Genomic DNA, 12,924 nt, shown 5'->3' with positions numbered 1-12,924 from the left:
CCGAAGTGTACTGGCGTATAACTACCCTTGGACCCGAGGGGCGATTACCGGTTTTCCACTGTAATTCCGTTGCAGGACAGTGCATACGGCGTCGCAAAGCTTGACGGAAACGTCAAATTTGAAGATGTTGTCGTCTCGAACACGGCGTGGTGCGGCAAAGGAGCACTCTTGTGTTCAGGCATTGCACACCGAGTGTCAGCCAGGTAGGTTTCTGCTGCACCCGCGCTTGCCGGTGCTGCGAACGGGTTGCGCTGTCCAGTCGTTCGTTGCGCGATCTGCTTGACAAGTCCACCGCTTCTTCAGCAGTGAGGAAGATATTCAACGATCGCGTGTCGCGATTCGAATCCGTGGAAGTCGGCCGTCGAGGGGTCGGGCGGCATCCAGCGGACTTCCGTTTGCATCCAAATGGCGTTGTTTGCAACGTCTTTAGCCGTATCGACTGACGCTTGCGTAACCCATGCGCCATCGCATTGCATGCGTCAGCGCATTCGTTAGTGTTTGACTACCCCAGCCCGTTGACGCCGAAGAGGAGCCCGCCGGCGCCACCGGGTCCGTGACTGCCGGCCGTGGGGGATCCGGGGCCGCCATTGCCGCCATTCCCGCCGACGCCGATCAGGAAAGCGCTGCCGCCCGGACCGCCGGAACTGCCGGTGCCATTGCTGGCGCCGCCCGGGCCGCCCGCGCCGCCCATTCCGACGAGGAGGCCGGCCTTGCCTCCGGCGCCACCGGCGCCTCCGGTGTCGCTTAGGCCGAGGCCTCCGGTCCCGCCGACCCCGCCAAAGCCGAACCAGCCGCCGTCGCCACCGGCGCCGCCGGCGCCGCCGGTGATAAGACTTGCGCCGCCATATCCGCCGACTCCGCCGCTCCAGCTCAGCAGGCCCGCATCTCCTCCGGCCCCGCCGGTGCCGCCGACTCCGAACGCGTTGGCTCCTCCGTCGCCGCCGTCACCGCCCAGGCCGAACAGCAGGCCGGCCTTGCCGCCCGCCCCGCCGTCCGCTGCGATGTTGGAGATGCCGGTGAACCCGCCCGCTCCGCCTGCTCCTCCGGAACCGGCCAGCCCGCCGGCGCTACCCCCGGCCCCGCCGATGCCGGCGGTGTCGCCGATGCCGCCGGCTCCACCGCGGCCGCCGGCGCCGCTCAGCAGCCCACCGGTACCGCCGGCCCCGCCCTGACCGGCGATCCCGTTGTTCCCGGCGAATTGGTCGAATGCCGCGTGGCCGCCGGCGCCGCCGCCACCACCGGCGCCCCACCATCCCGCGTCGCCGCCGCGGCCGCCGGCCCCGGCCGTGCCGCCGGTGTCGGATGCGAATCCGCCCGTACCACCCGCGCCCCCGGCGCCGGACAGCATGCCGCCGGCACCGCCGGCTCCGCCCGCTCCCGCGGTACCGGTTGTGGTGCTGCCACCCGCTCCGCCGGCGCCCCCCGAACCGAACAACCCGGCGGCACCGCCGGTCCCGCCGTTCTGACCCGGTGCACCCGAACCGCCGGCTCCGCCGTCGCCGAGCAACCATCCGCCGGGTGCGCCATTCTGACCGGTTCCGACGGCCCCGTTTGCGCCATTGCCGATCAAGGGACGACCGGTCTGCGCCTGCACGGGTGCGTTGATCGCATCGAAGAGGCCTTGCAGCGGACCGCCGACGCCGCCGGTACCGCTGCTCCCTATGGTTGCGCCAAATCCGCCGTTACCGCCGTTGCCGCCGGTGCCGAACAGCATGGCTTTCCCGCCGCCCCCTCCGGCGCCGCCGGTCGTAATCGCTTGGCCGCCAGCTCCTCCGGCGCCGGCGTTGCCCCACACCAGACCGGCCTGCCCGCCGGTTCCGCCGGTTCCACCGGTGGTGAGTCCGCCTCCGCCGATCCCGCCGACACCACCGGAGCCGAACCAGAGCGCGTCGCCGCCGGCACCACCTGCGCCGCCCGTCACACCGGTCCCGCCGCTCCCGCCGGCCCCTCCGCTGGAAAAGAACAGCCCTGAGTTGCCGCCGCGCCCACCGTCACCAGCAGCATCGGTGAAGGCGCTACCACCGGCTCCGCCCCCGCCCCCGGGACCAAACATCAAGCCGGCGTTGCCGCCAGCACCTCCGGGGCCGCCCTTGCCGAAGGCCCCGGCTGCACCACCCTGCCCGCCATCGCCGCCCGGACCGGCGAACATGCCGGCATTGCCGCCGACTCCGCCGGCGCCCCCACCATTACCGCCACCGCCTCCGGCGCCGCCGTTACCGCCACCAGCGCCGACCAGGCCGCCGAGCAATCCGCCGGTGCCTCCGGCTCCGCCCGCTCCGCCCACGCCGCCGACGGCACCGACCGCTGCTAGTCCGCCAGTGCCACCGGCACCGCCGGCACCCAGCAGCCCGCCGGGACCCCCGGCCCCGCCGGCCCCACCGTTCCCGCCGAGCGGCGCGTCGCCGCCGACGCCTCCGCGCCCGCCGTTGCCCAAGAGCAGCCCGCCAGCCCCTCCGGCGCCGCCCGGTCCGCCGTCGCCCAGGGTGTTGGAGCCGCCGGCCCCACCTGCGCCACCGGTGCCCACCAGACCGGTCGCTCCGCCGTTGCCGCCTTTCATTCCCGCGCTGCCTGAGCCGCCGGCGCCGCCGTCGCCTAGCAGCCACCCGCCGGGCTTGCCGTCTTGTCCGGTGCCCGGTGCCCCGTCGGCGCCGTTGCCGACGAGCGGGCGCCCGGTGAGGGCTTCCACGGGTGCGTTGATCAGGCCGAGCAAATCCTGCGGCACGGCCTGTGCGGGACTCGCCAGCAGGCCGGCGCTGCTCGCTTCGGTAATGCCATAGGCCTGCGCGGCTGAATTCAGCGTCTGCACGAACTCGGCGTGAAAGGACGCCACCTGCGCACTGGACGCTTGGTATCCCTGGCCGTAGGCCGAAAACATCGCGGCGATGGCGGTAGAGACCTCGTCTTGGGCGGCAGCCAGCAGCTGTGTCGTCGGGCCAGCCGCCGCGGCGGCCGCGGAGCTGAGGCTTGAACCGATGTCGGCCAAGTTCGCAGCCGCTGCGCTCAGCGCTTCGGGAACCGCTGTTAGATACGACATGTCAGATCTCCCCTGCAGCCATGACTTCTGCTACCGGGTGGTCGGCACCGGTAGTCCCCGCCAAATCGCACGGTATGGGTGCCAGGGGTCTACCGATCCCAAGTTCTGCACGGGGTGCATAGCGCGGCAGACTCGACGATTTTTCCGGCGGTCGCCGGACGTCACTGCGTTCCGGAGCTCAGCTCGGCGAGCATCAGTCGCAGCACCCGCACCGCACCCGCCTTGTCGAGTGGGTCATTGCCATTGCCGCATTTCGGGGACTGCACGCACGATGGACACCCGCTCGGGCACTCGCACGCTTCGATGGCCGCGGCCGTCGCGCCCAGCCAGATGCGCGCCTGGCGGAATCCGCGCTCGGCGAAGCCCGCGCCGCCCGGATGACCGTCGTAGACAAAGACACTGGGTAGCCCGTCCGGGCCGATCGCGGTGGACAGTCCGCCAATGTCCCCGCGGTCGCAGCTGGCCACCAACGGCAGCAGGCCGATGGCCGCATGCTCGGCGGCATGCAGGGAGCCGGGTATCTGAGGCAGTTCAATATCGTTGGTCGCCAACGCTTCTGGCGTGACGGTGTACATGACCGCGATGGTGGGCAGCACCTGCTCGGGCATCGACAATTCGACGAAGTCGATCACCTCTCCGTTGAGCCGGCGGCGTAGATAGCCGATGACCTGGTGGGTGACGGTCACCGGCACCAGCCCCAGCGTCACCGCGCCGAACGTCAGTCGCTCTCCGGTTCCGGTGACCGCGATGTCGGTGATCTCGCGCGCGAAGGTCGCGTAGCCGGGATCCTCGGCGTGGACGAACGCGATTCCTTCCTCGGGGTCCAGCGAGTCGACGACGTAACTCTCGCCCTGGTGCAGGTAAACCGCGCCGGGATGCACCGACACCGGGGCCTGCCCGGCGCCGCAACTGCCCAGCAGTCGCCCGGTCTCGGCTTCGACGATGACGATCTGTCCGCCGATAGATCCCCGGATGTCCACCGCACCATGGGGTTCCACGCCGGGGGCCGGGAAGTACTTACCGGAACGTCGGCGCAGAAGCCCGTCGTCCACCAAACCCTCGGCCACGTCGACCGCGTCCAGCGACCGCACCTCGGCTTCATCGACCGGCAATTCCGTTGCGGCGCAGAGCAATTGCGGACCGAGAATATACGGGTTGGTCGGGTCGATCACCACCCGCTCCACCGGCTTGCCCAACAGCGCCTCAGGATGGTGCACCAAATAGGTGTCCAGCGGATCGTCGCGGGCCACCATCACCACCAGCGCACCCTGGCCGCGCCTGCCGGAGCGGCCGGCCTGTTGCCAGAACGAGGCCACGGTCCCGGGAAAACCCGCCAGCACCACGGCGTCCAGCCCGGCGATGTCCACGCCCAATTCCAACGCGTTGGTCGAGGCGAGACCGCGCAGTCGGCCGTCGGCCAGCGCGTGCTCCAACGCGGTGCGGTCCTCGGACAGGTAACCGGCCCGATACGAGGCCACCAGCGGTGACAGGTCCGGGGCGATGTCGTCCAGCCGGGCCCGGGCGGCCAATGCCGTCAGCTCCGCCGCACGGCGGGAGCGAACGAACGTCAGCGTCTGCGCGCCCTCGACGATCAGGTCGGCCATGATCCGCGCCGCCTCGGCACCAGCCGACCGGCGCACCGGGGCGCCATTTTCGCCCACCAGATCGTCGCGCAGGGCAGGCTCCCACAGCGCCACCGTGCGGGCGCCCTGCGGGGAGCCGTCCTCGGTGATCTCCACGACGGGCTGACCCAGCAGTTCGGCCGCCGTCTCGCCGGGGGAATCGGTCGTCGCGCTGGCGAAGATCACGGTGGGGGCGGCGCCGTAGCGCGCGCACAACCGCAGCAACCGGCGCAGCACCATCGCGACGTTCGATCCGAAAACGCCACGGTAGTAGTGGCATTCGTCGACGATCACGAACCGCAGATTGCGCAGCAGCACGGTCCACCGCGGGTGGTTGCGCAATATCGACAGGTGAATCATGTCGGGGTTGGAGAACACCCAGCGGGATCGCTCGCGCGCGAACCGGCGGACCTCGGTGGGGCTGTCGCCGTCGTAGGCCGTCGGCGCAACGTCAGCCAGCCGCGACACCGCCGCGGTCAGGGCGTGCGCGGTGCGCAGCTGGTCGTGTCCCAGTGCTTTCGTCGGCGACAGGTACAGCACGCGTGCGCGCGGATCCGTCGCCAACGCGTTGAGCACGGGGAGTTGATAGGCCAACGACTTGCCCGAGGCCGTGCCGGTGCTCAGCACGACATGGCGGCCGGAGTGCGCCAGCTCGGCGGCGGCCCGCTGATGTGACCACGGTGATTTGATGCCTCGGTCGGTGAACGCGCGGATGACGTCGGGCTCGGCCCAGTCCGGCCACTCGCTGGACCGGCCGAGGCGGGGCGGCAGCTCGGCGACGTGCCGCAACGGTAGTTCGCTTGGCGGTGTGCCGGCGAGCGCGGCGGCGAGCAGGTCGCTGCCGAAACTCGCCATGACACCCCATTCTCCGGACGGCCCAGTGTTTGGATCGTCGGGACCCTATCGCGGGGTTCGGACCATCGTGCCTGTCAACAAAGTGACGCCGGGGTAAATTGCCCGTCTCTCGCGGGTCAACAGGGTGTCGCCGACGCGGCGAACATGGTTGACTGTGTGCGGTCGTAGCTTCTGTGTTCGTGTCAAACTTTCGCAGGATCGGCGTTGCGGCCGCGGTTCCTGCGAGGTTTTCTGTCGGGTGAGTTCCGGCGACTCGGCCAGGTATGGCGGTCGCAACGGGCCCGGGGCATCGAAAGGCGGTGCCCCGCACCCAGAAGAAAAGGAAAGATCAGAAAGATGCCACAGGGAACTGTGAAGTGGTTCAACGCGGAGAAGGGGTTCGGCTTCATCGCCCCCGAAGATGGTTCCGCGGATGTTTTTGTCCACTACACGGAGATCCAGGGTTCGGGCTTCCGCACCCTCGAAGAGAACCAGAAGGTCGAGTTTGAAATCGGCCACAGCCCTAAGGGCCCCCAGGCCACCGGAGTCCGCTCGCTCTGATTGCAGCGGTATCTCCAAGGAATCCCCCCGGTTACCAATCGGGGGGATTTCTCTTTGGGGGCACGCGGGGGCACGGGGGGGCGCGCGGGAACAGCGGACTTTTCCTGCTCGCCAGGGAAGGTGCGGTCATGACTGGCTCGGCGCGCCGGAAACCTGAAGGCGGGGATTGACATGCTGGCCTACTGTCGTGGCGTGAGCCAGCTTTCCTTCTTCGCCGCGGAGTCGGTTCCGCCCGCCGTGGCGGACCTCTCCGGGGTGCTGGCGGCTTCCGGTCAGATCGTGACGGTTGGCTCGGGCGCCCGCATCTCGGTCGTGGTGGACGAGTTGTGGCGCGCGACCGCGCTGGCCGAGATGATTCGCGAGGCTGGCTTGGTGCCGGAGATCACCCGCACCGACGAGCAGACCCCTTTGGTGCGGACGGCCGTGGACCCCTCCTTGTCCCGCGTCGCCGCGGAGTGGACGCGCGGGGCCGTCAAGACGGTCCCGCTGCGGTGGCTGCCCGGGCCGCGCGAGCTGCGGGCGTGGACGCTGGCCGCCGGCAGCCCGGAGGCGGACCGGTATCTGCTTGGTCTCGATCCGCACGCACCTGACACTCATTCCCCCCTGGCGTCGGCTCTGATGCGGGTGGGGATCGCACCCACCCTGATCGGCACCCGCGGCGCCCGGCCCGCCCTGCGGATAAGCGGCCGCCGACGGCTATCGCGCCTGGTAGAGAACGTGGGGGAACCGCCGGACGATGCCGAAGCGTTGGCGGCATGGCCGCGGGTTTGACACCGTTTCGCCCCGTCGCCGACGGGCGCAGTTGGGAGGCCCGGTTTGCGCAGGCACACCCAAGGGTGCGAAATTGTCAGGTGCCCGCGCGGCGACGGTACGGCGGCGTACCTGAATTTAGCGGATTTTCAGCGGCCGACCTGTCATTGTTCGGGGGGCGGCCTCGCCAGGAGGCCGCATAGGAGATGGAGTTAGGCGCAGTTGGCTGACGAGGGCCCCAGCAGGGCTGATAGCGGCAGAAATGGCAGCGGCCGGCGACTTGTCATCGTCGAGTCGCCGACCAAGGCGCGAAAATTGGCCAGTTATCTGGGATCCGGATACATCGTCGAATCTTCGCGAGGCCACATCCGTGACCTGCCTCGAGCTGCGTCCGATGTGCCGGCGAAGTACAAGTCCGAGCCGTGGGCCCGGCTCGGAGTCAACGTCGACCATGACTTCGAACCGCTCTACATCATCAGCCCCGACAAGAAGAGCACCGTCAGCGAGCTGAAAGGCCTGCTCAAGGACGTCGACGAGCTCTACCTCGCCACGGATGGTGACCGCGAAGGCGAGGCCATCGCCTGGCACCTGCTGGAAACGCTGAAGCCGCGCATCCCGGTCAAACGGATGGTCTTCCACGAGATCACCGAGCCGGCCATCCGTGCGGCCGCCGAGCACCCCCGAGACCTGGACATCGATCTCGTCGACGCCCAAGAGACGCGCCGCATCCTGGACCGGCTCTATGGCTACGAAGTCAGCCCGGTGTTGTGGAAGAAGGTTGCCCCCAAGCTGTCGGCGGGCCGGGTTCAGTCGGTGGCCACCCGCATCATCGTGCAGCGCGAGCGCGACCGCATGGCATTCCGCAGCGCGTCGTACTGGGACGTCGTGGCCAAGCTGGACGCCAGCGTGTCCGACCCGAACGCCCAGCCACCGACCTTCATCGCCCGCCTGACCAACGTCGATGGTCTGCGGGTGGCGACCGGACGCGACTTCGACTCCCTGGGGGCGCTACGCAAGGCGGACGAGGTGGTGGTGCTGGACGAGGCCAGTGCCACCGCGCTGGCCAACAACCTCCAGGGCGCACAGCTGAGCGTGGCGTCGGCCGAGGAGAAGCCCTACACCCGCCGCCCCTATGCGCCCTTCATGACGTCGACGCTGCAGCAAGAGGCGGGCCGCAAGTTGCGGTTCTCCTCCGAGCGGACGATGAGCATCGCCCAGCGGCTGTACGAGAACGGCTACATCACCTACATGCGAACCGACTCGACCACGCTGTCGGAGTCGGCGATCAATGCCGCGCGCACCCAGGCGCGGCAGCTCTACGGTGCGGAGTACGTCTCCCCGTCGCCGCGTCAGTACACCCGCAAGGTGAAGAACGCGCAGGAGGCGCACGAGGCCATCCGTCCCGCGGGTGAGACGTTCGCTACCCCGGACGCGGTGCGCCGCGAACTCGACGGCGACGAATTCCGGCTTTACGAGCTGATCTGGCAGCGCACGGTCGCCTCGCAGATGGCCGATGCGCGCGGGACCACGCTGAGTCTGCGGATCGAAGGCAGGGCGGGCGACCAGCAGGTCGTCTTCTCGGCGTCCGGGCGGACGCTGACCTTCGCGGGCTTCCTCAAGGCCTATGTGGAGACGGTGGACGAATTGGCCGGCGGCGAGGCTGACGACGCCGAGCGGCGGCTGCCCCACCTGACGCCCGGCCAGCGTTTGGCCGCCATCGAGCTGACACCGGACGGGCATGCCACCAACCCGCCCGCCCGTTACACCGAGGCGTCTCTGGTCAAGGCGCTCGAGGAGCTGGGTATCGGCCGCCCATCGACCTACTCCTCGATCATCAAGACCATCCAGGACCGTGGCTACGTGTACAAGAAGGGCAGCGCCCTGGTGCCGTCCTGGGTCGCGTTCGCCGTAATCGGTTTGCTGGAACAACATTTCGGCCGCCTGGTCGACTACGACTTCACCGCGGCCATGGAGGACGAGCTCGACGAGATCGCCGCCGGCAACGAGCGACGTACCAACTGGCTCAACAACTTCTACTTCGGTGGCAACCACGGTGTGCCCGACTCGGTGGCCCGGTCCGGTGGCCTGAAGAAACTCGTCGGCGTCAACCTCGAAGGTATCGACGCCCGAGAAGTCAACTCCATCAAGGTTTTTGATGATGCACAGGGTCGGCCGATCTACGTTCGGGTGGGCAAGAACGGGCCTTACCTCGAACGAACGATCATCGGTGAGGACGGCGAGCCGACACCGCAACGGGCCAATCTCAACGACTCGCTCACCCCCGATGAGCTGACTCTGGAAGTGGCCGAAGAGCTTTTCGCCACCCCGCAGGAGGGGCGCGTGTTGGGGGTGGATCCGGAAACGGGTCACCAGATCGTCGCCAAAGACGGCCGGTACGGGCCCTACGTGACCGAGATCCTGCCGGAACCGCCCGAGGATCCGAGCGCCGAGCCGGCCAAAAAGGGTAAAAAGCCAACCGGTCCCAAGCCGCGCAGCAGTTCACTGTTGCGCACCATGGATTTGCAAACCGTCACGCTCGAGGACGCGTTGAGGTTGCTGTCGCTTCCCCGCGTAGTGGGGGTGGACCCCAATACCGGTGAGGAGATCACCGCCCAGAACGGCCGCTATGGGCCATATCTGAAGCGCGGCAGCGATTCTCGTTCGCTGAGCTCTGAAGAGCAGATGTTCACGGTGACGCTCGAGGAAGCGTTGAAGATCTATGCCGAACCCAAACGTGGTGCGCGGCAAAGGGCTTCGGCGCCACCCCTGCGCGAATTGGGTAACGACCCTGTCTCGGGCAAGCAGATGGTGATCAAGGACGGCCGATTCGGACCGTACGTCACCGACGGCGAGACGAACGCCAGCCTGCGCAAGGGCGACGACGTCATGTCGATCACCGATGAGCGCGCGTCGGAACTATTAGCCGATCGCCGGGCTCGCGGTCCGGTCAAGCGGGCCGCCAAGAAGACGGCCCGAAAGGCGCCGGCGAAGAAGACGGCGGCCAAGAAGACCGCCGCGAAGAAGGCGTGAAGCGCGGCTAACCGCTAGCCCGCGCCCAGGCGTTCAAGCGTTTCACGGGAAACCGTATCGACTGAAACGAACCGTTGATACCGTCGGGCCATGTCCGGCACCCACACCGACCACACCGAAGATTCCCGCCCCGCGCGCGCCACCGGTCGCCCGGGCGATACCTCGCCCTTCGCCCTCGGTCTGCTCCTGCGCCGCGCCCACTGGCACGCGGCCGCGGTGATGTCGGAGGCGCTGCGGCCGCTCGGCATTGAGTTGCGCCATTTCGCGGTGCTGATCGTCCTGGCCGACCGGGGCCCCACTCGCCAGCAGGACCTGGTGGAGGCGACGGGTTCGGACAAGGCCGGAATCATGCGGGTGGTAGACGACCTAGAACGCAAGGGGTTGGCAATACGTAACGCCGTTCCCGGTGATCGGCGGGCTCGGGCGGTCGAGATCACCCCGCAGGGTCTGGAGCTATTCGATGCCGCGCACGCCGCCGCGGAACCGCTGGCCGCGCGGCTGGTCGCAGGCTTGAAGCCGGGTGAAGCCGAGCAGCTCAAGGACCTGCTGACCCGCCTGGTCAACTAGTATTGAATGAAACAGTATTGAATGATACGATCATATACGTAGGAATCCAAACGGACAGCGAGGTGCGTGATGGACGTATATGAGGCAGTAACGACCAGGCGGGCGGTACGTGGATTCATCGATCGGCCAGTGCCCAAGGAAGTTCTGGAGCGCGTCCTCAAAGCCGCGGCCTGGGCGCCGTCGGGTTCGAACATCCAGCCCTGGAACTGCTACGTCGTGACGGGTGCGCCGCTGGCCGAAATCAAGAAACGCGCCAGCGAACGGGTCGCCATCGGCGACGACTGGGACGAGCCCGAGTATCAGATGTATCCGCCGGCCATGAAGGCTCCGTACCGCCAGCGCCGCGCGGCGTTCGGTGAGCAGCGCTACGGCGGGCTCGGCATCGCCCGCGACGACGTCGAGGGCCGGCAACGCGCCGCCGTGGCGAATTGGGACTGCTTCGGCGCACCCGCCGCCCTGTTCTGCTACATCGACCGTGACCTGGGTTCGGCGCAGTGGGCCGACGTCGGCATGTATCTGCAGACCGTCATGCTGCTCCTGCGCGCCGAAGGGCTGCACAGTTGTGCGCAGATGGCGTGGTCGGTCTATCGCAAGACCGTCGCCGACGTGCTGTCGCCGCCCGACAACCTGATCCTGTTCTGCGGCATGTCGATCGGCTACGAAAACCCCGAGCAGCGTGAGGATCGTTACCGTCGGGCGCCACTCGACGAGACGGTCACGTTTGTCGACGGCTAGTGGCTGGCCTCGCTGGGAATCTCTTCGGCTTCGTCTTCAGCTTCGTCTTCAGCTTCGTCTTGGTCGGAGACTTCCTCGGCATCCGGGGGAGCGGGGGCCAGGTTCAACGGCCGGGCCAGCTGGGTGGGTGCGGCGCGGCCGCGCAGCTCCACGACCTCGCCGACATCCCAGCACAGCGCCTCGGCGTCCAGCGCGCCGCTGACCGCGATCGCCGACGCCAGCACGTGGCCCTCTTCGAGTTTGGCCAACTCCGTGAGTCGAGCCGCCTCGTTCACCGGGTCGCCGATGACGGTGTATTCGAACCGGGCCTGGGCGCCGATGTGACCGGCGATGGCGCGGCCCGCCGACACACCGATGCCGAATTCCGCCGAACCCAGCACCGGCAAGAGCTCGTCGTGCAACTCGCGGGCGGCCGCCAGGGCGCCACCTGAAGCGTCGGGGTGTTCGATGGGCGCGCCAAAGATGGCCAGCGCCGCGTCGCCCTGGAACTTGTTGACGAAGCCGCCGTGGCGACCGATCGTGTCGACCACCACCCGGAAGAACTCGTTGAGCAGGCTGACGACCTCGGCGGGCGGCCGCGTCGCGGCCAGCTGGGTGGAGCCCACCAGGTCCACGAACAGCACCGCCACATCGCGCTCCTGCCCGCCCAACTCGGTGCCGCGCTCCAGGGCCCGCCGCGCCACGTCTTCGCCCACGTAGCGGCCGAACAGGTCACGGAGCCGCTGCCGCTCGGACAGATCGCGGACCATGTCGTTGAAGCCGGCCTGCAGCAGGCCCAGTTCGCTGGCGTCGTAAATCTGCATGTGTGCGTTGTAGTTGCCGCGTTGCACCTCCGACAGCGCCCAGCGGAGTTGGCGCAGGGGGTCGGCGATCGACATCGACACCAACAGCGTGCTCACCGCTCCGATGACCAGAGCCGCCAGCGCGAGCAGCAGGATCGGGTTGAACAGAGTGTCGGGGGTGGTGTGCAGCAGGGATATCTTGTCCGACACGACGGCCAGCACGATGGCCAGCAACGGCACCGCCGTGGACAGGATCCAGGTCAGCATCAACCGCAATATGACGCCGGGCGCCTTGACATTCTCCGGGACACCGCTGCGCAGCGCCGCCACGGCCACCGGCCGTAACACCCGCTCGGATTGCAGATAACCGATGATCGCCGTGGCGGTGGCGCCGAGCGCGGTGGCAACGATGACGACGGGCGCCGAGTGGCGGGACACCGACCAGCTGGCGACGAGGAACACCACGCTGCCGATGAACCACGCCGCCGCACTGGTCAGCGTGCGGTAGAAGGGCATCCGCAACGCACGGCTGCGGGCGAGTTCGGTTGCCGCGGGATCGGTCTCGGCGAGCAGGTTGTCGCGGCGTTGCCACCGGAAGACCGGGACCAACAGGCGCAGATTCCAGACGAACCCGGCGAAGAACAACAAAATCACCGACGCGATGAAAATCGCGACGTTGAGCGTCGGCAGGTCCTGCAACTCGATGCGTTCGCTCGGCGGCAGGCCGTACCGCAGGAACCCGAGCACGAACAGGCCACCGATGATGTCCGCCTGCAGCATGCTCAGGGAGAAAACTGGCCACGGGGTACGCACCACCCACCGGGCGAATGCGCTGATTCGCCTGGGCAGAGTTGCCGCGTTAGCCATGTGCCCACCGTATCGGGAGGCGGGGACTCGTCGGAAACTTCTTTGCGGCCCGGCAAGTCGCCGAAATGGGCCGAAAGGTGGTTCAAGATCACGGAATTGTCGCGAAACGATGGCCGATCGGTATCTGTCGGTGAGGGTCACT

8 protein-coding genes are annotated in these 12,924 nt (G+C 68.2%); 5 read left to right on the top strand and 3 right to left on the bottom strand.

All coding sequences use genetic code 11. From position 1 onward, the window contains the following. Positions 1-502 precede the first annotated feature (502 nt). The gene (locus G6N68_RS25785) at positions 503-3,034 is read right to left on the bottom strand and encodes a PE family protein (RefSeq protein ID WP_163719062.1); all 2,532 of its coding nucleotides are present in this window, start codon (positions 3,032-3,034) and stop codon (positions 503-505) included. Positions 3,035-3,195: 161 nt separating this feature from the next. After that, positions 3,196-5,511 (bottom strand): DEAD/DEAH box helicase, encoded by a 2,316-nt coding sequence (locus G6N68_RS25780; RefSeq protein WP_163719061.1) that lies wholly within the window; start codon positions 5,509-5,511, stop codon positions 3,196-3,198. A 336-nt stretch (positions 5,512-5,847) separates the two neighbouring features. Here G6N68_RS25780 and cspA point away from each other — a divergent pair, with 336 nt between their 5' ends. The 5 genes from cspA (at position 5,848) to G6N68_RS25755 (ending at position 11,133) form a co-directional block, all read left to right on the top strand. Continuing rightward, positions 5,848-6,051: a cold shock protein CspA gene (gene cspA / locus G6N68_RS25775; protein ID WP_007772268.1), complete on the top strand. Its 204-nt coding sequence runs from the start codon at positions 5,848-5,850 to the stop codon at positions 6,049-6,051. 192 nt (positions 6,052-6,243) lie between these two features. Next, entirely contained in the window at positions 6,244-6,822 is a 579-nt protein-coding gene (locus G6N68_RS25770) for a hypothetical protein (RefSeq protein ID WP_163719060.1), read from the top strand. 201 nt (positions 6,823-7,023) lie between these two features. Then, positions 7,024-9,831, top strand: coding sequence for a type I DNA topoisomerase (gene topA / locus G6N68_RS25765; protein ID WP_163719059.1), 2,808 nt, complete (start codon positions 7,024-7,026; stop codon positions 9,829-9,831). Positions 9,832-9,921: 90 nt separating this feature from the next. Next, positions 9,922-10,398: a MarR family winged helix-turn-helix transcriptional regulator gene (locus G6N68_RS25760; RefSeq protein WP_163719058.1), complete on the top strand. Its 477-nt coding sequence runs from the start codon at positions 9,922-9,924 to the stop codon at positions 10,396-10,398. 69 nt (positions 10,399-10,467) lie between these two features. After that, positions 10,468-11,133, top strand: coding sequence for a nitroreductase (locus G6N68_RS25755; protein ID WP_163719057.1), 666 nt, complete (start codon positions 10,468-10,470; stop codon positions 11,131-11,133). Here the strand turns inward: G6N68_RS25755 and G6N68_RS25750 are convergent. Next, on the bottom strand, positions 11,130-12,782 hold the full coding sequence (locus G6N68_RS25750; protein WP_163719056.1) for an adenylate/guanylate cyclase domain-containing protein: 1,653 nt from the start codon (positions 12,780-12,782) through the stop codon (positions 11,130-11,132). The two genes, G6N68_RS25755 and G6N68_RS25750, sit on opposite strands and share 4 nt — an antisense overlap. Positions 12,783-12,924 lie beyond the last annotated feature (142 nt).

Source organism: Mycobacterium bourgelatii, assembly GCF_010723575.1.
In the GTDB taxonomy this organism is placed as follows: domain Bacteria; phylum Actinomycetota; class Actinomycetes; order Mycobacteriales; family Mycobacteriaceae; genus Mycobacterium; species Mycobacterium bourgelatii.
This window is presented reverse-complemented; position numbering and strand designations above follow the sequence as displayed.

Excerpts from the sequence above, each read along its gene's own strand:
- G6N68_RS25785 (WP_163719062.1), bottom strand. The coding sequence starts at position 3,034 with ATGTCGTATCTAACAGCGGTTCCCGAAGCGCTGAGCGCAGCGGCTGCG.
- G6N68_RS25780 (WP_163719061.1), bottom strand. The coding sequence starts at position 5,511 with ATGGCGAGTTTCGGCAGCGACCTGCTCGCCGCCGCGCTCGCCGGCACA.
- cspA (WP_007772268.1), top strand. The coding sequence starts at position 5,848 with ATGCCACAGGGAACTGTGAAGTGGTTCAACGCGGAGAAGGGGTTCGGC.
- G6N68_RS25760 (WP_163719058.1), top strand. The coding sequence starts at position 9,922 with ATGTCCGGCACCCACACCGACCACACCGAAGATTCCCGCCCCGCGCGC.
- G6N68_RS25755 (WP_163719057.1), top strand. The coding sequence starts at position 10,468 with ATGGACGTATATGAGGCAGTAACGACCAGGCGGGCGGTACGTGGATTC.
- G6N68_RS25750 (WP_163719056.1), bottom strand. The coding sequence starts at position 12,782 with ATGGCTAACGCGGCAACTCTGCCCAGGCGAATCAGCGCATTCGCCCGG.